Source organism: Arthrobacter sp. YN, assembly GCF_002224285.1.
In the GTDB taxonomy this organism is placed as follows: domain Bacteria; phylum Actinomycetota; class Actinomycetes; order Actinomycetales; family Micrococcaceae; genus Arthrobacter.
Genome location: NZ_CP022436.1, coordinates 50,713 through 71,752, shown reverse-complemented (window position 1 = coordinate 71,752; position 21,040 = coordinate 50,713). Strand labels below are relative to the sequence as shown.

Here is a 21,040-nt window from a genome sequence, read left to right as displayed (position 1 = left end):
ATACTCAATTCTCTGGGGTCTTGGTAAACGTCGTGGTGAAGTCCGGCGCATCCGGAACGAGGTGGAAACGGATCCGTCCGCCGATGGGGACCTGGGCAGCGAGGTCAAGGTGTTCGTCGCGCACCACGCCAATCACCGGATAGCCGCCTGTGATGGGGTGGTCCGCCAGGAAGAGGACGGGCAGCCCCGCGGGCGGAATCTGAAGGGCGCCGGCCATGGTGCCCTCGCTGGGGAGTTCGCCCTCACGGATGCGCCGCAACGGAGTTCCGTCCAGGCGCATGCCCACACGATTGGACTGCGGCGTGACCAGCCACTCCTGACTGCAGAGGGAATCAAGCGCTTCCTGGTCGAACCAGTCGGCACGTGGTCCGGGAACGACGTCGAGTACCGTGACGCCCTGGCCGGGGAGGCCGGGGAAGTCCGGTTGGAGCTCTGGGCTTTCCACTGCTGTGGATGCGGTGGCTTCACCGGCCGGGAGCTCCTGGCCAACTGCCAAAGGCGCGGGACCAATCCCGGACATCGTGTCGGCCGACCGGCTGCCCAGAACCTCAGGGGCATCAACGCCGCCACGGATCGCCACATAGTTTCGGAATCCCGACTCGGGAGCCCCGATGGTGAGCACTTCGCCGTCGAGCAATGCGAAGGGCGCGGCCATGGGGACGGTCCGCTGAGCGCCGGGCTGGACGTAGCCGTCGTCGTCGGATCCTTCAGAATCAACCCACGACGGCGACTCAATGGTCAGCGTCGTCGGCGCACCCGCCACAGCAATCACTTGGTCGCCGATTGCTTCCACCGTGAGGCCGCCGTTGACGCTCTCAATGGCTGCAGCCGACGAAGCGTTCCCCACCAGCCGGTTGGCGCGGCGCAGCGATGCCCGGTCCAAAGCCCCGGCAGCAGAGACTCCCAGCGGACCATAGCCCCGGCGGCCGAGGTCCTGGATAAGGCTTTGGGCCCCCGGATTCAGTATCCGAAGACCGGACTCAGTGTGGCGCTCCTTGTCGGAGTCGCCGGCCGGGGAGTCTCCGGCTGACGTATCCCGTGCCGAGGGGGCGCCGGCCGTCACAACCTCGCGGACGGCTTTGTACTGCACACGGTCGCCGGGTCGAACCAGGGCCGGCTGGGCACGGTCAAGGTCCCACATCCGCGCCCCGGTCCGGCCAATCAGCTGCCAACCGCCCGGTGAACTGCGGGGATAAACGGCCGAGTACTGGCCGCCGAGGGCAACAGATCCAGCGGGGACAGCTGTCCTCGGGGAAGAGCGGCGCGGGACCGTGAGGGCCTCGTTCTCGCCCACCATGTAGCCGAAACCTGGTGCAAAGCCCGCGAAGGCAACGGTCCAGATCTGGCCGGTATGGGCGGCTATGACGCCGTCCACGCTCAGGCCGGTGAGCTCCGCGACGTCGGCGAGGTCGTCGCCGTCGTATACGGTCTCGATGACCACCAGCCCGGAGTCAGTGACTTCCGGAGCGGTGATTTCCAGCTCGAGCAAACGGGTGCCGATGGCGCGGGTGGCCGCTGCGGACTCGCCCACCACCATGACAGTTTCGGCGGCGGCAAGAACGTCCACCTGTCCCTGCAGCGGGGACTTGTTGAGCATGTCCTGGAGGGCCAAGACGTCCTGCAGCCCATCCAGTTCAGCCAGCACGGCACGGGTACCGACGGGCCTGACAGAACGAACCCTTTTTGCGGTGGCTGTGTGCATCACGGTTTCCATTTTTCGCTACGACGCCGGCTGAGCGTGCGTCCCCTGCATCAAACGGACGTCTTCTTCCGGTTTGGGGTCGCGACCGAGGAGCATGCCCACGATCGTCACAACAGAAGCGACGAGGATGTACACAGCGATCAGGTACCAGCCGCCACCTGCCGCGCCGTAGAGAGCGGTGAAGATGATGGGTGCAACGGCCCCACCGATTACACCGGCCAAGGTGTACGCCAGCGAGCTGCCGGCGTACCGGAGCCGGGCCGGGAACTGTTCGGTGATGAAGGCCGCCTGAGGGCCGTACATGAAGGCGTGCAGGGCCAGGCCGATGACCGTACCGACGGTCAGCATGGCTACGGACTTGCCTTGGATCATCAGGAAGAACAGCGGGATATAGGCGGCGGTCGCAGCTGCAGCGATGCCGTAGACCCAGCGACGGTTGAAGCGGTCCGTCAACGCACCGGCCAACGGGATCAGGAAGAGCTGGAAGGCAGAGCCGATCAGGATGGCAGACAGGACGTTGCCCGTTGTCATGCCCAGTTCCTTGGTGGCGTAAACGGCGACGAACACCGTGAACAGCGCGTAAAGGATGTCAGGGCAAACCCGGGACAGCGCTGCGGCGACCAGTGCCTTGGGCTCCGTGGTGAAGACTTCCTTGATAGGAGCTTTGGGACGATCGCCGTGGGCCTGGATGGCCTTGAACACCGGGGTTTCTTCAAGCTTGAGTCGGATGACCAGGCCGAACACCACCAGCAACGCGGAGGCAAGGAAGGCTACGCGCCAGCCCCAGGAGAGGAATGCCTCTTCGCTCAGCGAGGCGGCCAGGATGGCAAGGACACCATTGGCCATGAGGTTACCGGCGGGCGGGCCGATCTGTGCTGCGGAGGACCAGAAACCCCGCTTGTTGGGATCGCCGAATTCGCTGGACAGCAGTACTGCACCGCCCCATTCGCCGCCCACGCCGATGCCCTGCGCCAGGCGCAGCAAGACGAGGATGGTGGGAGCCGCGACGCCGATCACCGAGTAGTCGGGCAAGGCGCCGATCAGGACGGTTGCGACACCGATCAGGACGAGCGTGAAGACCAGGACGTACTTGCGGCCGATCTTGTCGCCCAATCGGCCGAAGATGATGCCGCCAATGGGGCGGGCCAAGTAGCCAACTGCGAAGGCCGAGAAAGAGAGCAGCAACGCGACAAATTCGTCATTGCCGGGGAAGAAGATCTTGGGGAACACGAGGGCCGAAGCCACCGAGTAGATGGCGAAGTCGTAGTACTCAAGCGAGGTGCCGGTGAGGCTGGCGACGTACGCCTTGATGGCGCCGGCCGGTGGCTTCCTTGTCACGGCCTTGGCTGCCTTGTTGGTGCTGGTCATGGTTTCCTCCGGGGGTGAGGGATGTAGTGCTGGGCCTGAATGGAACGGATTAGAGGAACGAGCCGACGGCGACGCCGGCCTCGCCCAAAGCGGACTTCACTGCGGTGGCCATTGCAACGGCCCCCGGTGAGTCACCATGCACGCAAATGCTCTCTGCGCGGATTTTCAGGATGGAACCATCAATGGTTTTGACGGATTGTTCGGTGGCCATGCGCAGGACGTGCTCTGCCACTTCAGCCGGATCATGGAGAACGGCGCCCGCCTGTGAGCGGGAAACCAGCGTTCCATCCGGGTTGTAGGCACGGTCCGCAAAAGCCTCGGCAACGCCTCGAAGACCTGCTTCTTCAGCGAGACGGAGTACTTCGGAGCCCGGGAGGCCGAGAATCGGGAGGTTGGGGTCCACCGACTTCACAGCTTCGACAACGGCACGGGCCTGGGCCGTATGCTTCACGATCGCGTTGTAGAGGCCACCATGGGGCTTCACGTACTGGACGCGTGCACCTGCGATGGCCGCCAGCGCCTGCAAGGCACCAATTTGGTACACCACATCATCTGCCAGTTCCTTGGGGTCGATGTCCATGAAGCGGCGACCGAATCCAGCGAGGTCGCGGTAGCCAACATGGGCGCCGATAACGACGCCGGCCTTCGCCGCCTTTTCGCAGGTGCTGCGGATGACGCTGGGGTCACCAGCATGGAATCCGCACGCAACGTTTGCACTGGAGACTGACTCGAACATGGCTGCGTCATCGCCGAGTGTCCAGCGCCCGAAAGACTCTCCGACGTCGCTGTTCATATCGATGATTGCCATGATGTGATCCCTGCCTCGTGATGTGCGTTACATCTAGGATGCCTCAATCTGCTGGATTGTTCAACAATCCAGCGATCCAAGTTTTCGGCAATCGTGTAATTTTGGTGTCATGGCCAGTGCAGATCAGGAAAAAAACGAAACCGCTGGCCTCGATAGCGCGCGGGCCCGGGTCCGCATGAGAGTTCCGTCCGTTGCCGAGAGAGTCGCCGAAGAGCTGCGCTACCAGCTGGCCGAAGGTTTCCTCGTCCCAGGAGCCAAGCTGACCGAAGCCACCATTGCTGAGGACCTGGGCGTCTCCCGGAACACGGTCCGCGAAGCATTCGCTGAGCTGGCCGGCGAACGTCTACTCCTCCGCCAGCCCAATAAGGGCGTTTTTGTTGCCACCCTTGAAGCGGGCGACATTCACGACGTTTACACGGTTCGCCGTGCGATCGAGGTCAGCTCCATCCGGGCGGGCGGTTCACCGGAACGCATTGCCGCCGTCAGGGCCGCCGTCGACGAGGGGAAGCGGGCCGCGGCAGCCAAGGACAACGAAGGCTTGGGAAGCGCCAACCAGCATTTCCACGGCGCGATTGTTGCACTCGCCGAGAGCAACCGGCTGAACACGATCATGGCCCAGATTCTGGCCGAGATGCGCCTCTACTTCCACAAGGCCACCTTGAATGCGCACTTCTACAGCGACTGGCTCACGGACAACGAGCACATCTGTTCAGCGCTGGAGGCGGGAGAGCTGGAACGGGCCGGCGACCTTCTTCTGGCCTACCTCAACCGCTCAGAGCAGCAACAGACCGCAATCCACGGCGCGTAGCTAGCGCTTGCCCTTCTTGCGCGAACCTTTACCCCGGCCCTTGTCAGGATTCGGGGCGTAACGCTGCGCGACTGCAGGCTTCCTGGGGCCTCCCCCGCGGCGGTCGGGCTTGGGTTCCTTCTTGGGCTTCTCCTGCTGGGCCGAGGGTTGGCGTGAACTCTGCGCGGTCCGCCCACGCACAATTCCAATGAACTCCTCGATCACGGGACTGTCGGTTCCAACCAGCCAAGCCAGGCCGATCTGCGTCCCGGGAGCGCCGGTCAGGCGGCGCATGACGGTGTCTTTGGCGTTCAAATGCCGTGCAACTGACATCGGCAGGATCGCCAGCCCAGCACCGGACGCGACTACTTGGAGGGCCATGTCCGGCCCGCCCATTTCCTCAATGTCGAGGAAGTTCTCCTCGGAAAGATCATCGAGGGCCACCTCTTCGAACACGGAGATCTCGTGCCCCTTGGGAGCGACCACCACCGGCTGCTCTTCATAGAGAGGAATGACGTTCAGGCCTTCGCGGTCCACCGGCAACCGAACGAAGCTCAGGTCAGCGGAGCCGTCATGCAACACCGAAACCTGGGCGGCGTCGTCGGACATGAACGAGTGCAACGGAAAGTTGGGCATGCGCTCTTCCCACCGCCGGATCCATTTCCCAGGGGTCACACCCGCAACATAGGCGAAGCGGAGGCCGGCAAGGGGCCCGGTTGTTTCGGCGGAATCTTCAGCGTCTGGCACACACTCACAGTACCGGCCAGATACCCTTGAAGCATGACGTCCTCGAACTCCCAGTCCATGAAGCCGGCAACAGTTGCCAAGAAACTCGGCATCTACCTGCCCGCTACACCCCAAGAGTTCCAGGATTCGTCCATCACCCGTGACGAATTCGCCGAACTCCAGGCCAATCCCCCGGAATGGCTCGCCGAACTTCGCCGCAACGGCCCCCACCCCCGCCCGGTAGTCGCGCAGAAGCTGAACGTCTCCATCAGCGGCCTCGCCCGCGGTGGCATTGAAGATGCACTCACGACGGCGGAAATCACCGAGCTGCTGCAGGCTCCGCCGCAGTGGCTGGTCACCGAGCGCGCCACCCACGCTGCCGTCCGCTCCGAAGCCCAGCGGGTCAAGGACGAAGCCACCAAGAAGGCCGCCACCAAGGAAGCCCGGGACAACGCTGCCGCAAAGCGCGACGCCCCGAAGACCTCCAAGCGCGACCACGCTTAAGTCTGTGTGAGTTGTGGCCGGGACCAATGGTCCCGGCCACAACTGTTTAAGCTCAGTCTTGGTGAAGCTGAATGAAGTTGCCGCACCCGTCGTCGAAAACCGCACTGACGCCGGACGGATCTTCAGACGGTTCTCCTTGGAACGTCACGCCGGCGGCAAGCAGACGCTCATATTCAGCCTGAACATCGGGCACGCCGAAAGTGATGGCGGCCAGGCCGGACTCATGCAGCGCGTTCATGTAATTCGAGGCGATGGGGTTGTCGCTGGGTTCCAGCAGCAGGCCGGGCGAGGTGCTGTTGTCCGCGCCGGGATCCTTGATGATGAAGAGGTTGTACTCGGGCATGGCCATCAAGGTCTCGAAACCCAACGTCTCCGTGTAGAAAACATGGGCTGCTGCCGGGTCTTTGACGTGGATGCTGCACATTTTCAGTCTCATGCTGCCTAGGCTACGCCCCGGGTCCGACAAGCTGACCCCTCGCGCCAACGCGGGCACTGCCGCATACTGAAGGCAAAGCAGCGAATTCGCCTGGAGGTGGTCCGATGCCCGCCATGATGCTCCTATGGGGTGTAGCTCTGGTTCTCGCAACCGCAGCAACCACGTATGTCGTGCACAGGAAACTGACCTACGGCCGCGGCGCGGAGCCGGACGGGCTGTTTTGGGACGTGTTCGGAGGGCTCGTGGTCGTGGCGCCCGCCATCTTGGTCCCCGCGGTGCAATGGCCTCCGGCAGGGCTCATCATGATTTTCGTCGGCCTCGCCACAGCGGCAGCAACCCTGACCAGCATCCACAAGGTGGAGCGGATCCATGCAGCTGAGCCCCGCCGTCGTGCCGGTTTTGCCGACGATGCCGCCCGCCACGATTACGTCCTGGAGCGCTGGAGCCGGTACGAACTGGACCCCGCACACACCATCGATTTCCCCGCCATGACGGACGTCAGGGCAGCAGAAACAGCCGCGCTCACCCGGGCCATGCGGGAGGCCGAATACTGCAAGGTGACGGCTGGAACTGACTACCGGGCCGCCGTCGAGCGTCTCACCGAGGCCCTCGCAACAGCCGAGCGGGCAGCGGGCGTCCCCACAGCCGCCCTGACCTCGCCGAAATGACGGCACTTATGCGAATCATTCTCATTTAAGATAGGCTCCGGGTGTGATAGGACGCACCCATGAGCGTTGACCTCGCACGCCAGGCCAACCGAAACGCAGCAACACCCGCCCGCCCACGCAGGTCAACGCTTGAACGGTTGCTGACACCAACGCTGGTGCTCGGAATCGTTGTGCTTCTGGTGGTTTCGGGCAGCACCGGGCCGCTGCAAACAACGTTTTTGGAATCGCTGCGGATCATGGCCGGGCACCTGATCCCTGGCCTGCCATGGATGTCGGACGGCTCGCTCACCGTGTCCCAGGACCAAGCCGTGTGGAGCTTCCGGCTCCCCCGGGCGCTCCTGGCCGGCATTGCCGGGGCCAGCCTCGCGCTGGCCGGAGCCCTGCTCCAGGCGAACGTCCGCAACCCACTCGCCGAGCCTTACATTCTGGGTGTTTCAGCCGGGGCGGGAGTGGGAGCCGTTCTGGCCATCGTGGCAGGCTCGACGGCGGTGGGCGGGCTGGGCTTGAACGCGTCGGCATTCGCGGGAGCTGCGGCGGCGACGGCCCTGGTGTACTTGCTCGCGAAACAGGATGGCGTGATTGCACCCTCCCGGCTCATCCTGGCAGGCGTGGCGTTGGGCTCACTCCTCTCCGCGATCACCAACTTCCTGACCATCACCACCGACGCCCAGAACGTCTACAGTGTGCTGTTTTTCCTGTTGGGCAGCGTTTCCGCAGCCACCTATCCGCAACTGCTGCTGCCGGGCGTGGCACTCGTGGCCATCAGCGTCTTCGCGATGTTCCGATCACGCGCGCTCAACGCCTTCCTGGCCGGCGACGAAACGGCCACGGCCCTGGGCGTCAACGTGGAATCGCTGCGTCGGACACTCTTGCTGGCCACGGCATTACTGACTGCCACCACGGTTGCCGTATGCGGCGGCATCGGATTTGTGGGCTTGGTAGTGCCGCACGCCGCGCGCATGCTGGTGGGCTCCGATCACCGCCGCATGCTGCCCGTCACCATCTTTGGCGGGGCCCTTTTCCTCATGCTCACTGACCTGCTGGCCCGCACGGTGGCGCAACCGGCCGAGATTCCCTTGGGCATCCTCACCGCTACCGTCGGAGCGCCCTTCTTCCTGTGGCTCATGCGCGGCAACGGCGCTGTACGGGGTGGCATCAAACGATGAAGGTGGAATTCCTCAACGTCAGCATCGCCCTTGGCGGCACTCCGGTGGTTCACGACGTCACTTTTACTGCACCCAGCGGCTCCGTGGTGGGCATTCTGGGGCCCAACGGATGCGGCAAATCCACTCTTTTGCGTGCCCTGTACCGGGTGAACAAGCCCACCTCGGGGACCGTCACCGTAGGCGGCCAGGATGTCCGCGCCCTCAACTCCCGGCAGGCCGCGCTCCGCGTGGCCGTGATGGCCCAGGAATCCAGTCAGGACTTTCCCATGACGGCCCGCGAGGTTGTGATGCTGGGCCGCGCCCCGCATCAGCGCGGGTTCGGTGCGGATTCGGAGCGGGATCACCACCTCGTCCACCAAGCAATGCTCGACGTCGGAGCCTCCTCCCTGACGGACCGCTACTTTGCGGGGTTGTCCGGCGGGGAAAAGCAGCGGGTCCTCCTGGCGCGGGCACTCGTTCAGGAAGCACCGGTCCTGGTCCTGGATGAACCTACCAACCACCTCGATGTCGCCTTCCAACTGGAGCTCATGCATCTGGTCACCTCGCGGGGAAGGACCGTGCTGGCGGCCCTGCATGACATGAACCTGGCGGCAGAATTCTGTGACCAGGTGGCCGTGCTGCAGTCCGGGCGGCTGCAGGCTTTCGGGCCGCCGTCAACGCTGCTGAACCCCCAACTGATCCGCCGCTGCTTCGGTGTTGAATCCCGGACGCTGGAGCATCCTTTGACCGGGCGGGCGCTGATCGCCATCGCAGCGAAGACGCCGGAACAGACGCCCCCACCCAGCCAGGATGCGGACTTCTCCGCCGCCCGCCATTGAACGTACCCATCACCCGATACAACCCAACTGGAGGCACACCCATGAAAAAATCCACCCTGCCCAAAACCGCTGCGGTGCTGAGCGTGATGACACTGAGCGGAATGCTGTTGTCCGGCTGCGGTCAAGCAGTCAGCCAAACACCTGCCACGGACAATGCTGGTGTCGCTGCGCAGCCCGCGGGAGCAATCGAGAACTGCGGCCGCACCCTGACCTTCACCTCCGTTCCCCAGCGGGTGGTGGCCATGACTCCCGGACAGTCCGAGCTATTGGTGAAACTGGGCGCCGCGGACAAGGTTGTGGCCGAGGCACAGACCAAAGGCAGTGAGCTGCTGCCGGAACTGAAGGAGCGCGGTAACGTGCAGCAGCTGAGCGATCAGATGCCGCCGTCGCGCGAAGTCCTGTTGGGTGCCGACCCCGATTTCGTCTACTCCCCCACAGCGTATGAATTCACTGCCGAGCAGGGCTTTGCGAGCATCGAACAGCTCAAAGCTGCAGGCGCTGAGTCCTACATAGCAACGGCGGGCTGCATGGAACGCCGGAGCAAGGCCGAGGTCAAGGACATCCTCACGGATATCGAGAACATCGGCGCTGTAGTTGGCGCGGGTGAGCGTACGTCTGCCGTTCGGACGGAAGCAGCTGAGATGCTGGCTTCGGTTGCATCAAAGGTGGAAGGCAAGGAGAAGCCCACCGTGGTGGAGCTGTTTGTTGAGGGGAACTCCATTGCGGCCATCGGGGCGGGGATCGAGTACGACATGATCAAGACTGCCGGTGGCGAGAACCTCTTCAGCCCGTCCGATGAAGCCTTCGCCACGTTCTTCTCTGCCATGATCTCCCCGGAGACACTGGTGCAGAAGAACCCCGAGGTCATCGTGTTCACCACCTTGGACAAGGCCCACGAGGACGCCACCCGCACCTTCCTTCAGGAGAAGTTCCCTGAGGTGGACGCGGTGAAGAACCAGCGATTGGTGGCCGTGGAATCCGATGACGTCATGCCCGGAACCTGGGGCAACCTCCGCGCCGTGGAGCAGATCGCCAAGGGCCTCCACCCCGACGCGTTCTAAGCCCTTTCGCAGGTTAGGAAGATGGCCACGAGCGTCGAAGAAGTTCCTAAATTACTGCTGGAGGCCTCAACCACGGGATTTGCCACGAACCTCCAAGACGCACAGGGAAGGGCTGCTGTTTAGTAGCCCTTGGTTGTGGCGCCATACCTATACGCTCCCCTGTCGACTCCCCCGGCCGGACGGGTTGCTCCGGTGAAATCAACGCTGGGCGCGAGTTGGGCGGTTCCGGTTCCAATAGCCGGTGAGCCGGAGTTAATCCGGAAATCGGAATCGGCCCGGACTGTGGATGGGAAGTAAAACAGGGGGTTCGCTACGTCGTCCTGCGGCCCCAGCACCTCTGGGGTAGCGCCGTTGAAGTAGATGTTGTAGTCGTACCGGACATTGACGTTGTTGTACTTGGAGTTGGTGGACTTGCCCGTCCGCACGTACGAGACATTGTTCAGGACATTGCAGTTCTGGCTTTCCCAAGCACCGATGTTTCCATAATTCAGCGTGGAGCTTGCGGAGTTGAAGTAGCCGGTGTTGTTGATGATGTCCACGTTGTTGGCCTTGTAGGCGTGGATGCCGGAACCGCCGTTGTTGAAAACCACGTTGTTGGACACTAGAGTCCTGCCCTGGTAGCGGACCCCTCCCGATTCCAGTCCCAGCGTGGAATCGACAATGATGCCGTTTCCGTCCGAAATTTTGCCGGTATCCCGCCATGGAATGTTGGACTTGTTGCCGTACACCAAATTCCTCGTAAAGAAGTTCCGATTCCCGGTGTTGGTGTTGAAGTTTGACGGCACCAGAGTAGAGACACCACTGTTGGCGAAGATGGAGTACCAGGCATTGTTAAAGATGGTGTTTTGGTTCACTGTCAGATAGTCGGCCTTGACAGCAGCAACACCACCGCCGGGCCAGCTGTGAATAACGTTGTTGCGCACGATGATGTGGTGGGAACCAACTGTGCTTGTATCCCCCTGCGCCAGCTGGATGCTGATGCCGCTGGCGTTGTATGTGGGGGTTGCCTGCAAGCGTGCAGCGTACGCATCCGCATAAACGAGTTCGGCGTTCAAACCCGCAAGGGTGAGACCCTCGATGGTGATGTAGTCCGCGCCCGTGATCCGAATACCAGCCCAGGACTCGCGGGTCACCGTGATGACGGGCGTATGCCCCGGATAAGCAGCGTAGGTGATTGGAAGACCATCTTGTCCGGACCGTGTGATGTTCAAAGTCCCGCTGTTCCCCGGGTTGCCGTTGTCAATGTAGGTCCCGTTCATGATGAGAACCGTGTCACCGGGCGTGGTGATGTTCGAAGCCGCCTGCAGTGTCCCGAAGGCCTTCTCCGGTGTGGTGCCGTCCTGGGCAGTGCCCGTCCCGGCTCCGGCCCGGACGTAGATGTTCCGTCCCGCTATGGCGCTTGCGGGCCTGGCAACGATGCCGCCCTCCTGGATTGTGAAGCCCACCGCTCCTACCGCTGCCCCGATTCCCATCAGTCGGAGGACATCTCTGCGGCCAGGACCGCGGAGCTGTTCCAGCGGGTTGGGCACGTTGCGTGAATTTGTCATAGCCAAGAACTTCTCCCCTTTGAGTGAAACCCGCATGGATTCTGCAGGCACACGAAGTCAAACATGTGACCCACCCCACAATCTAAGGAAGCGAACCGATTAGCACACACTCAAACAAAGGTAAACAACCGCGCCCTCAGTGGCGCTACCACCCATGACCACCTCGGGGCGGCATTCTTGACCTGTCAGCAGCGTCGCCTCCGGGTAGACTGCCACCACCCCGGGAGCCCTGCGCCCCAGAAACCCCGGTATACCCGAGCGGGCTCGAATGAGGATCACGATGGCACCAGACACACTTTTTGCGGAACAGCGGTATGAATTCGTCATGAACGAGCTGCGCAGAGAAGGATCGATTGGCGTCGGGGAAATAGCCAATCGTCTTTCGGTAAGTCAGATGACCGTCCGGCGAGATATCGAGGTACTGGCGCGTCGTGGGCTCCTGAGCAGGGTTCATGGTGGTGCCATTCTTGTCAGCACCACCAATGAAGATGGTTGGCCGCCGGCCGTCAGCCAGTCGAAGTACAAGCTGGGGATCGTGGTGCCTTCACTGGAGTTTTTTTGGCCCGGAATCATCAGAGGAGTTCGTGCCACGGCAACAGCCAAGAAGACTGCAGTTTTGGTGAGAGGCTCGGCATATGACGGGCCGGACAACCGCCGCCAGATAGAAAAATTGATTAAGCCGGGGAAGGTTCATGGACTGTTGTTGGCGCCGACTACCTCAGGGCCAGGTGGCCCTGATTTGCTGCGTTGGATTGGCAGCCTTTCTGAACCGCACGTGCTCATGGAGCGTTTCACGCCGTCCCACTTGGTGAGTGGCGGTGCAGACATCGTGGCCACTGACCATCGGCACGGGACTGAAATTGCTGTGCGGCATTTACGCTCCCAGGGCCATACAAAGATCGGAGTACTCATCAGCCGGGAGTCCCCCACCGCAGGTCACATCCTGCGTGGGTGGGCGGCGGCCTGCGGGGAGCTAGGGATTCCGAACGGTAACGATCTGGTGCATGAAACGGTGAGCTTTGACGCTCCACGTCGGGAAGACTTGCTGAAACTCGTGGCCGAGGAAGTTATTGGTGCTGGAATCACCGCCCTGATCATCCACTCGGACCCTCATGCTGTTGCTTTTGCCCAGTTTTGTTCCCATCATGGCATACTGATCCCCGATGACTTAGCGGTGGTTGCGTACGGCGATGAGGGCTCACATCTCGGGGAACCTCCCCTCACTGCCGTTCGACCTGCCAAGCAACACGTCGGGCGCCTCGCCGTGGAGTTGCTGCTGGCACGCCTGGAAGAAGGTCCTGAACGACCTACTCAGCGCATCTACGTGAACCCCACACTCGTTGTACGCGAATCGTCGATCAAGAGATAGCGCACCGCCCGGAATGCAAACAGTTTGTGCTTTCTCGAAAGCAGTAGTCCTGAACGCTGGCCAAACGGTCATCAGGCACGACCAATTGAATCTCCCGCCAGGTAGATTGCGCCAGCCGACCGGCCACGCTGATAGCGATTAGGCTACTTCCGTCCCATGAATACCCGTGCATGCCAGCTCAAGTACGGGAGTAGAAGGAACTGCGAGAACTCCCGTCCCACTTCCAAGTAGGCAGAGACCGCGCCGGAGAAACAATCCACATCCAAGGCTAGCCCAGCTGCACCCGCCGGTGGCATGCGGCCAGGGTGGACTCCCTGTGGGACACAGTGATCACCGTGGTGTCGCCGGCAATCGCAGCAACAGCTTCCACCAGGGCACGCTCCGAGGCAGGATCCAGGCTGGCTGTGGTTTCATCCAGCACCAGGATCTTGGGCTTGATCAACAGGGCCCGCGCCAAGCAGAAGCGGGCACGCTCGCCACCGGACAGGCTCACCCCTTGCTCGCCGATCACGGTATCCACGCCCTCCGCCCATCGTTCGCCAGCGAGCGGAAGCCCTGCCCGGTCGAAGGCTGACAGGACGTCGGCTTCAGTTGCCGTGGGCTCGGCCAGGCGCATGTTGTCCAGAACGGAACCATGGAAGACCGGGGCGTCCTGCTCCACCAACGTGACCATACGCCGGAACGACTCCTCGCCCACGGCCCAGGCGTCCACAGACTCCCCGCTGCGCGGCACCAGGGCGATACTCCCCGAATCCGGCACCCACAAGCGCACCAACAACCGGGCCAGTGTGGTCTTTCCTGCCCCGGATGGCCCGCTGATCCCCACATGCTCGCCGGGCGCCACTGACAGGGACGTCGCGCGCAAAGCCGGCGCGTCGTCGTCGTACGTGAACTGCAGGTTCCGGACCTTCAGACCCAGCGGCCCCTGGGGGTTGAACTCCACGATGGGCCCCGAAACCGTTGCGGCCGAGGGCAGGCTGATGCCCTCCCCAACGCGCTGGGCACTGGCACGGTGCGGCTGGAGCTGGGTTACGGTGGCAACGCCCTCGGCAACCGGAGCCAGGAGAGTCAGAGTGCCGGCAACCACGGCGGGCAGCCACACAGGATCCAGCCCGGGTTGTGAGATGGCAGCAAGGAAGACCGCCACCACGGTGCCCAGGACACACAGCTCGCGCAAGGACGCTGCCATGGCAAGGAAGGAGTTGAGCCTGCGCTGGCCGGCATCCACTGCCAGGCTCTGGTCCTCCAGTTGGCGTTGAGCGTGCTCCTGTAGTCCGAAACCCAGGATCTCGCGGGTGCCGGCCAGCAGGTCCACGGCGAGGACCGACACCCCGGACCTGGCCTCCTGCACCCTCGCACCCAACATGGCACCCCGGCGCAATCCCGGGAGCGTCACCACAACCAGCGCCACGAACCCCAGCAGCAAGGCCCCGGCCAAGCCCGGGCCCAGAGGCCACAGCACAGTCACCCCGGCCACGAACAGCACTGCGGAGCCAGCCAGCTGGGCAACCGTGTGGGCGTAGAAGAACTCCAGCTTTTCAACATCGCCCATGGCCGTGGCGGCGAGTTTTCCGGTGTGCTGGTCCGGCTTGCGGGAAGGGACGCCGCGCGCGAAACCGTCAAAGAGTGCCATGCGCAGCGCGGCCAGGATCCGGTACGCAATGCTGTGCGAGATGTCCATCTCATGCCACGTCAGCACCGCCCTGAACACCACGGCCGCCACCCCGGCAACCCACCATTCGCCGGCTGCGGGCTCCTGCCTCATCACAGCCAGCGCCACAACGTAGGAGCCCACAACAGCAAGGACAATGAGGGCCAGGTTGTTCAGGATGCCCACAACGGCGGTCCATACTATCCCTGCCCATTCGCCGGACATGTGCGGAACCAGGCCCAGGAGCGGGTTGCGGGGTGTGCGTGCGGTGAGGCTCATAGCGTGGCTGCTTCCTGTTGCTGTGTGTGGAGTTGGCCATGTGCCAGGCGGAGTACGGTGTCCGCGGCAGCGAGGGCTTCGGGCCGGTGGGCGATCATGAGCACAATCCGGCGTCCGGCTTCGCGGCGAAGCCCCTCCAACACCTGTCCAGCGAGCTCGGTGTTGAGGGCGGACGTTGGCTCGTCCAGGAGAAGAACCGGCCTGTCCACCAGGAGTGCCCGTGCAATCGAAAGCCGCTGGAGCTGGCCTCCCGAGACGGATCCACCCCCTTCGGACAGCACAGTTTCCAGGCCTTGGGGCCACTGCCGCAGTTCCTCGGCCAAGCCGGCAATCTCCACGACGCGCTGCATCTCCTCCTCCGTAGCAGCAGGCGCCACCACTCTGAGGTTCTCCCGGATGGTCCCCGGAAAGAGGTAGCTGCGTTGTGAGACCACGCTGACGTCACTGGGCCTAAGCAGCTGGCCGTCCAGGCGAATATGGCCCTCCTCCGCCGGCAGGAATCCCAGCAGGAGGTCGAACAGCGTGCTCTTCCCCGCCCCTGACACCCCCGCCAGCGCGGTGAGGCCGCCGGGCTGGATCTCTGCCGACGCATCCCGCAGAACCCAGGGGTCCGCAGCTGAGTATCGGAAGCTCACGTTCTCCAGCGTGAGACGACCGGGAGGCACGACGCCGGGACGCACCCCGGGCGCGGAAACGGCACCGTGTGCGTACAGGGCACCGTGCGCAGAACGTGCCTGCCCTTCGCCCGTCAACGTACGGTCACCGCGGGTGTCCGCGCCTCCCGCTGCGTCAATGCTCCCAAGAGCCGAGAGCCCCAGATACCCGGCATGCCATTGGCGTGCCAGATCCCGCACCGGCCTGAAGACTTCCGACGAGAGCATCAGCAGGAAATACGTGATCGCCGCACTCTCCGGTCCGGGCAATGGCCCCTGCCCCAGCGCTGCGAATGCGGCAAGCGCGGCGGCGGCCAGCATCCCTGCCTGGATCCCGAAGTCCGCCAACGCCGTGTCCACCAGGGACGTGCGCATGGTGGAGACGGTTGCCCTGTGGAGCTCCTGGGACCTGTGATGGAGCCGCCCCCTTGTCCGGGGAACGGCGTGAAGGATCTTGAGGGTCCGCATCCCTTGGAGGGCCTCCAGGAAGTCGGCGCTAAGTGCCTCGTAACTGTCCCAGTGCTGCTGTCCGCGTTTCGCCAGGGCCCTTCCCCAGACTTTCGGCGCACCAACAGCCACGGCCACGGCAAGGGCCAAGGCAAGCGCCAGCAAGGGATTCAGCCACGCGATCCAGACAAGAAGCGCGGGCACCACTATCTGCAGTTGGAAAGCGTGGGGGATGTACTGGCTGATGTAGCTGTCCACTCCGTCCACACCTTCGCTCAGGGCCAACCGCCGGGCTCCACCGCGGTCCGAGGTATCCCTGAGCCGTTCGGGCTGGAGCAGGCTGTCGGCCAACTTCCGTCGTACCTGCAACCGCACCCCGGAGCCCAAGGAACTGGCCAGCCGGGCGTGGAACTGCTGGATCACGAGGCGCCCCAGGCCACACGCAAGAACCCCGGCAAGGTACGGAACCAGCGGCCCGTACGTGCCGCCGTCGGGGTTTCCGGGAACCCGCACCAGAACCACCAGCGCCGCCAGGGCCTGGGCCAGGAACCACGCCTGCAACCAGTAGCTCGCCGTGGTGATGCAGAGCAGGGCTGTTACCCCAGCCAGCCGGCCGCGGTGGCCGGCCGTCATCTGGAAGAGCCTCTTATTGACCAGCATGCGCGGCCCTTTCGTGGTTTGTGGTGAGTGGTTTCCGGATTGCTACGCCCAGTCCATGGAGTGTGGTCCAGCCGCTGTGGGAGCCGGTCCAGCCGCCCACCGGCCGAAATTCCAGGGGTAGGTCCGCGCCAAGCGCGGTGTAGAGGCTGTGGGCGGCCAACGTGGCGGCCCACCACATGGCGGCCGGGGTTGGCGTGCCCGGGGTCTCGAAAACCAACAGGGCGTCGAGGTTCCCTATCCAGTGCTGCCCGGCACATCGATCGGCCAGCTCCGGATCACGGAGCCACTCCGCGGACAGGACGCGGGCCCGGCAGGACGAAGGGGCTGGCTGCGGGAAGGAAAGGAGGGAACGCTCCAGGAGATCCTCAACAACCCGGCCCGCGTCGGCGGCCGGGCGGGCACCCAAGCGGGAGAACTCACAGCTCCTGCGGGCAGCCAGCTGCGCCTCCGATACCCCGGCGATCCGGTCATGACGGCGCTGCGGCCACCTCGCCGGGGACACCCCCAGAGACACCGTGGCCAGCGCGAACTCCGGAACAGAGCCGAGCCAACGGACAGGCGCAACAACATCCCACCGGGCGTCCACACCCCGGGCAGCGGCATGGTGAACCAAGGCCACCGCCGCGTAGGCAGTATCCGCGATCAGCAGCGGACCCGCACGGTGGTGGTACTTCGCCAGGGTGCGTTGCGGCAACACGGTCAGTACGACGACGGCGCCCCGCGCGGGTGCCCGCGGACCCCCTTGAGGTGGGGTACCGTCGTCGTGGTTCCGCAGGCGAAGCAACTCACCGCCGCTGCCGTTAAACACGTATGTTCCGGGCGGCACGTCGCAGCCTTCCCCGCAGAGGACCCGCAGTTGCACCGGGTAGCACCCGCCGGCCGACGGCACTGGGCGTTTCCGCACCTTCCCGGGCAGGCCGGTGGCGGGATTCGGGTGGAAGTCCTCGCTCCACCAGATGGCCTTCAGCATGGCGGCCACCGGGAGCCCATCATGCCGCGGGTGCTCAACTGTGCCGGACACCGGGGCACCTTGGGGACCGGGCGGCTGCACGGGACCGGGAATCTCGTGGCTCCAGGCGCGGGCAAATCCTGAGGGAAGGAGTACGTGGGGGACGTCCATTACATGTGGGGAGGTGGGGTGAGGGTGAAGTCCTCCGGCCGTGCCGGCGCCGTTTCACGCCACCCGCGCTTCAAGGCCGCTGTGGTGAACCTGGGGCAGCCGAGGTAGGCGAAAGCGGCCGGCGCGTTGGGAACCAGTCCTCCCACCACGGCGCGGACAACACTCAGGCCGGTCACCGCGACGTCGGGAGTGGTCAGTTCACGGGTATATACGGTGTGGCCGGCCGATTCCAGCCGCCTGTAGAGCTCCGGCATGGACACGTCATCCACGGCATCAATGTCCGCCAGCCCACCTGCGGGCTTGGTGAAGCGTTCCGCGAGGACGTGTGTCCGGGGATCAAGCCACACCTGAACATGTGCACCGAGGTCGCGGACTGCACCGAACCCGGGTCCCACGTCGTCCAGGTATTGACGGTCTTCACGGTGTTCCAAGTACAGTCCCTTGGCCATGAGCCCTGCCTCCACCGCTTGGAACACCCAACCGTCCTCGTCGGTGGCACCTTGGGAGTAGATCCAGGTGTGGACGGCCTCCAGGACTGCCTTGCGTGCCGCTTCAGCGGGTTCGTTCTTGCAGGAGAAACCGGCAGCGTACAGCCCCGTCTCCGGGTCGAACACCAGGGCCGCCATGCAGGGTGCGAACTCACTGGGCATTTCCACCACCCAGTACCGCAGCCGGCAACCGGCCATGGCGTCCACCAGTCCGGGAACACTCTCTGGCCTGACACCGCGGGTGGGACCGTCCAAATGCCACCACAGTTCCAGGGCGTCGCGTTCGATGGTTTCCAGCACCGCCCTGTCCGTGGCATCAGCGCGGCCCTGCCCGGTGGCGATCCCCGCGTAGTTCAGATGATGGATCCGCGGGAGGTCACGGAAGCGCCGTTGCCGCCAGTTCAGGAGAGTAAGGCTCGCAGGCAGCCACACCTCCGAGCTGTCCGATTCCCGCCTGCACGCTGTCCACAGCGCGGGAGTGTCGGCGTCGAGGTTCCGGTAGGGGAATGCCGCACGTTCCAGCTGCCAGTCCGCGAATCGCGGCAGTTGTTCAAGCCCGACGGCGGCCCGGCCTGACGCCGTCAGCTCACGGGCCGTCCCGGTGAAGTAGTGGTGGTCCGGGAGGTCTGCGGGGATGAAGTTCCCGCAGTACCGTTCCATGCCTTCGGCGACGGCCGCGATCCAGGCTTGTCGGCTGTCGCCGAACGTGGTGCCCAGTGAAACGCGGTCGGCGGGCCAGTCTCCCAGCCAGCGCGCGTTCGATACCTCCGCGGTCATGGACGTGTACGCGGGTGGGGCGTTCTCCGGGGTGAGAACGGGACGAACCCTGCGGATGATCCCGGTCTGCTCGTCCACCAAGGTGTGCAAGGGAAGCAGGCCCAGGTTTTCGGCTGTTGTGGTCATGATTCTCCGTGGTTGTTCAGGGGGTGCGGCAGTGTCTCGGGGGTGGCGGGTGCCCAGCGCCATGAATGTGGCTGGTTGCCGGGCTCCCACTGGAGGGCTGGCGGGCGGGAGTGTCCAAGGAGCTCGGGCTTGGCGCCGGGTGGATCCCAGCCGCTGGCAGCACCCAGAAAGTCCTTGATCCGGGCCATCAGGCCGCCCTGTTCGCGGAGCGCGGCGGCGGTTCCGGCGTCGAGATCGCTGGCGAGTCCGTGACCCCATGGCCCCCAAAGCGTTTCCACCAAAGTTCGCGGCGCCGCGCTGCCCCAGGCCCTCACCAGCTCCGCAGCTTCGGCAACAAAGAAGTCCCGTTGTCCCGAAATCATCAGCAGCGGCGTGTTCAGCAGCCCATAGAGCCCGTGGAGATCGGCTGGTGGGGCGTCCCAGAGACGCTTCCAACCAGCGGCGGAACCCGGACCATACGTGGCGTCATCCATGAGGTTGTGAATCGTCCAGTCCATCCCGCGTTCCTCAGCCTGCCGGTATATCCTCCGGAGCTCTGCGGCGGGTAAAGGGTGGCCGGACTCCCTACCGAAACCGTGCTGGTGCCACCAGCCAATCCTGTCCCGCAGGCGCGGTGTGCCATCGGGCTCCCTGGCCGTTTCACAGAGGCCCAGTGCCGGCACCATCGCCACCACGGCCAGGGGCCTGGGCGCGGCCGCCTCCAAAACCCGGGCCGCCTCCAAAACCCGGGCCGCCTCGAAAACCCGGGCCGCCTCGACTGCACAGTGGGCATCATAGGAGGCTCCGGCCAGAATGAGGGGGCCCCTGAGCAACCCTTTCCCGGCGAGGTAGCGGGCGGTTGCAGCTCCGTCCGGGCCCTCCTTGTCATAGGGATTCCATGCGCCGGCGGAACCGTAGCGCCCACGGACGTCCTGGACCACTACGTCGTATCCGGCACGGCACCATGCGTGGGCTTGGGCCGCGTACTGGGTCCGGCCGTAGGGTGTCCGGATCAGGACCGTCCCTTGGACCTCCCCTTCCGCCGGTGCGCGGTAGTGGTCTGCGGTGAGCCGAACGCCGTCGTCAGCGGTGATGTCCAGATGATCCGGCGCGGTGGCGGGTCTCATCGCAGCGGAGCCCGCAAGCCCCCACCCAAGCGGCCGGGTTCCGGGAAGGGCAGAACGGGGTGTTCGCTGGCTGCCAACGTCAGAGTGTCCAGCCGCCAGAGCGTACGCCGGTGAGCGGCAAGTGACGGCGAATTCCGTTGCCAGGCGGTGATGATGGTGAGCAGTCTGGCCGTGAACAGGTCCATGGCTACGCCTTGGGGAGCGAAGTCCGCGGCAGCAGCGGGGGTATCCAGCCAGGCCCACAGTTCGGCCGCGGCCGGTGAGGCTGCGAGCCTGCGCCGGACTACCTGCCACCCTGTTGGGTCTGCCGGTTCAAGGGACAGCGGATCGACGAAGACCAGGTCGCCTTCTCCGTAGAAGCGGAGCACGGCTGACCGGCTCCCCGGCAATGCGTCAAAGCGGTTCCGCTCGGCGGGCGTGGCTGCCAGGTGCAGGAGGAGTCCTACGGAGCCGGGCTCCCGGTCGCCACCCACCGCCAGGTCCACCCCGGCCTCGTGGAACACGGGCAGGAGTGCGGCAGCAACGGGTTCGGGGGCTACCAGCCCGATCCGCTCCCGTCCGGGGAGGGGACGCGCACCAGCTTGGCGGCGTTGCAGCAGTTCGTCGCTGACGTCTGTCGCCAGGTGCTGGCCACTGCCTGCCGAAGGTGGGAGATGGAAGAAGGCGCCGTCACCGCTGCGGATGGTTGATCGTCCCGCGACGTCAAAGCTGTCTATTGCGGTGCCCATGGTTCCTTCCGAAAGTTGCTGGGGTGGAGCTAAGGGGGCGGGCGC

19 protein-coding genes are annotated in these 21,040 nt (G+C 64.3%); 7 read left to right on the top strand and 12 right to left on the bottom strand.

Annotation, left to right across the window (positions count from 1 at the left end; genetic code table 11):
* Window positions 1-4 precede the first annotated feature (4 nt).
* The 3 genes from CGK93_RS00335 to CGK93_RS00325 are packed head-to-tail and all read right to left on the bottom strand — an operon-like array spanning window position 5 to window position 3,878.
* Complete coding sequence (locus CGK93_RS00335) at window positions 5-1,714, bottom strand: 5-oxoprolinase/urea amidolyase family protein (protein WP_089593102.1); 1,710 nt, start codon at window positions 1,712-1,714, stop codon at window positions 5-7.
* Between the two features lie 6 nt (window positions 1,715-1,720).
* Window positions 1,721-3,070 carry an MFS transporter gene (locus CGK93_RS00330; protein WP_089593101.1) on the bottom strand — a complete coding sequence of 450 codons (1,350 nt, stop codon included), beginning with the start codon at window positions 3,068-3,070 and terminating at the stop codon, window positions 1,721-1,723.
* A 49-nt stretch (window positions 3,071-3,119) separates the two neighbouring features.
* Window positions 3,120-3,878: a LamB/YcsF family protein gene (locus tag CGK93_RS00325; protein ID WP_089593100.1), complete on the bottom strand. Its 759-nt coding sequence runs from the start codon at window positions 3,876-3,878 to the stop codon at window positions 3,120-3,122.
* A 109-nt stretch (window positions 3,879-3,987) separates the two neighbouring features.
* Here CGK93_RS00325 and CGK93_RS00320 point away from each other — a divergent pair, with 109 nt between their 5' ends.
* On the top strand, window positions 3,988-4,686 hold the full coding sequence (locus CGK93_RS00320; protein WP_089593099.1) for a GntR family transcriptional regulator: 699 nt from the start codon (window positions 3,988-3,990) through the stop codon (window positions 4,684-4,686).
* Here the strand turns inward: CGK93_RS00320 and CGK93_RS00315 are convergent, their stop codons facing one another.
* Complete coding sequence (locus CGK93_RS00315) at window positions 4,687-5,412, bottom strand: LysR family transcriptional regulator substrate-binding protein (RefSeq protein WP_089593098.1); 726 nt, start codon at window positions 5,410-5,412, stop codon at window positions 4,687-4,689.
* A gap of 33 nt (window positions 5,413-5,445) precedes the next feature.
* Between CGK93_RS00315 and CGK93_RS00310 the strand changes: the two genes are divergently transcribed.
* Entirely contained in the window at window positions 5,446-5,895 is a 450-nt protein-coding gene (locus CGK93_RS00310; protein ID WP_089593097.1) for a DUF5997 family protein, read from the top strand.
* 52 nt (window positions 5,896-5,947) lie between these two features.
* Here CGK93_RS00310 and CGK93_RS00305 read toward each other — a convergent pair whose 3' ends face one another.
* Window positions 5,948-6,331: a VOC family protein gene (locus CGK93_RS00305; RefSeq protein WP_089593096.1), complete on the bottom strand. Its 384-nt coding sequence runs from the start codon at window positions 6,329-6,331 to the stop codon at window positions 5,948-5,950.
* A gap of 104 nt (window positions 6,332-6,435) precedes the next feature.
* On the opposite strand from CGK93_RS00305, the gene CGK93_RS00300 reads away from it, so the two are divergent.
* From CGK93_RS00300 to CGK93_RS00285, 4 genes are read left to right on the top strand one after another with little or no spacing between them, the layout of a single operon-like run.
* On the top strand, window positions 6,436-6,999 hold the full coding sequence (locus CGK93_RS00300) for a hypothetical protein (RefSeq protein ID WP_089593095.1): 564 nt from the start codon (window positions 6,436-6,438) through the stop codon (window positions 6,997-6,999).
* A 59-nt stretch (window positions 7,000-7,058) separates the two neighbouring features.
* Complete coding sequence (locus tag CGK93_RS00295; RefSeq protein ID WP_089593094.1) at window positions 7,059-8,165, top strand: FecCD family ABC transporter permease; 1,107 nt, start codon at window positions 7,059-7,061, stop codon at window positions 8,163-8,165.
* Complete coding sequence (locus CGK93_RS00290) at window positions 8,162-8,983, top strand: ABC transporter ATP-binding protein (RefSeq protein ID WP_089593093.1); 822 nt, start codon at window positions 8,162-8,164, stop codon at window positions 8,981-8,983. Before CGK93_RS00295 ends, CGK93_RS00290 begins: the two co-directional genes overlap by 4 nt.
* A gap of 41 nt (window positions 8,984-9,024) precedes the next feature.
* Window positions 9,025-10,044 carry an ABC transporter substrate-binding protein gene (locus CGK93_RS00285; RefSeq protein WP_089593092.1) on the top strand — a complete coding sequence of 340 codons (1,020 nt, stop codon included), beginning with the start codon at window positions 9,025-9,027 and terminating at the stop codon, window positions 10,042-10,044.
* 119 nt (window positions 10,045-10,163) lie between these two features.
* Here CGK93_RS00285 and CGK93_RS00280 read toward each other — a convergent pair whose 3' ends face one another.
* On the bottom strand, window positions 10,164-11,591 hold the full coding sequence (locus CGK93_RS00280) for a right-handed parallel beta-helix repeat-containing protein (protein ID WP_089593091.1): 1,428 nt from the start codon (window positions 11,589-11,591) through the stop codon (window positions 10,164-10,166).
* A gap of 280 nt (window positions 11,592-11,871) precedes the next feature.
* Between CGK93_RS00280 and CGK93_RS00275 the strand changes: the two genes are divergently transcribed.
* Entirely contained in the window at window positions 11,872-12,960 is a 1,089-nt protein-coding gene (locus CGK93_RS00275; RefSeq protein ID WP_198318307.1) for a LacI family DNA-binding transcriptional regulator, read from the top strand.
* A gap of 268 nt (window positions 12,961-13,228) precedes the next feature.
* Here CGK93_RS00275 and CGK93_RS00270 read toward each other — a convergent pair whose 3' ends face one another.
* From CGK93_RS00270 to CGK93_RS00245, 6 genes are read right to left on the bottom strand one after another with little or no spacing between them, the layout of a single operon-like run.
* Window positions 13,229-14,890: an amino acid ABC transporter ATP-binding/permease protein gene (locus CGK93_RS00270; protein ID WP_089593089.1), complete on the bottom strand. Its 1,662-nt coding sequence runs from the start codon at window positions 14,888-14,890 to the stop codon at window positions 13,229-13,231.
* Entirely contained in the window at window positions 14,887-16,650 is a 1,764-nt protein-coding gene (locus tag CGK93_RS00265) for an ABC transporter ATP-binding protein/permease (RefSeq protein WP_089593088.1), read from the bottom strand. Before CGK93_RS00265 ends, CGK93_RS00270 begins: the two co-directional genes overlap by 4 nt.
* Complete coding sequence (locus tag CGK93_RS00260; RefSeq protein WP_089593087.1) at window positions 16,637-17,770, bottom strand: hypothetical protein; 1,134 nt, start codon at window positions 17,768-17,770, stop codon at window positions 16,637-16,639. The genes CGK93_RS00265 and CGK93_RS00260 overlap by 14 nt, the downstream gene beginning before the upstream one ends.
* The gene (locus CGK93_RS00255; protein WP_232481488.1) at window positions 17,770-19,161 is read right to left on the bottom strand and encodes a YcaO-like family protein; all 1,392 of its coding nucleotides are present in this window, start codon (window positions 19,159-19,161) and stop codon (window positions 17,770-17,772) included. Before CGK93_RS00255 ends, CGK93_RS00260 begins: the two co-directional genes overlap by 1 nt.
* Window positions 19,158-20,267, bottom strand: coding sequence for a CocE/NonD family hydrolase (locus CGK93_RS00250; protein WP_089593086.1), 1,110 nt, complete (start codon window positions 20,265-20,267; stop codon window positions 19,158-19,160). The genes CGK93_RS00255 and CGK93_RS00250 overlap by 4 nt, the downstream gene beginning before the upstream one ends.
* Window positions 20,264-20,995, bottom strand: coding sequence for a hypothetical protein (locus tag CGK93_RS00245; protein ID WP_089593085.1), 732 nt, complete (start codon window positions 20,993-20,995; stop codon window positions 20,264-20,266). Before CGK93_RS00245 ends, CGK93_RS00250 begins: the two co-directional genes overlap by 4 nt.
* Window positions 20,996-21,040: the final 45 nt, after the last annotated feature.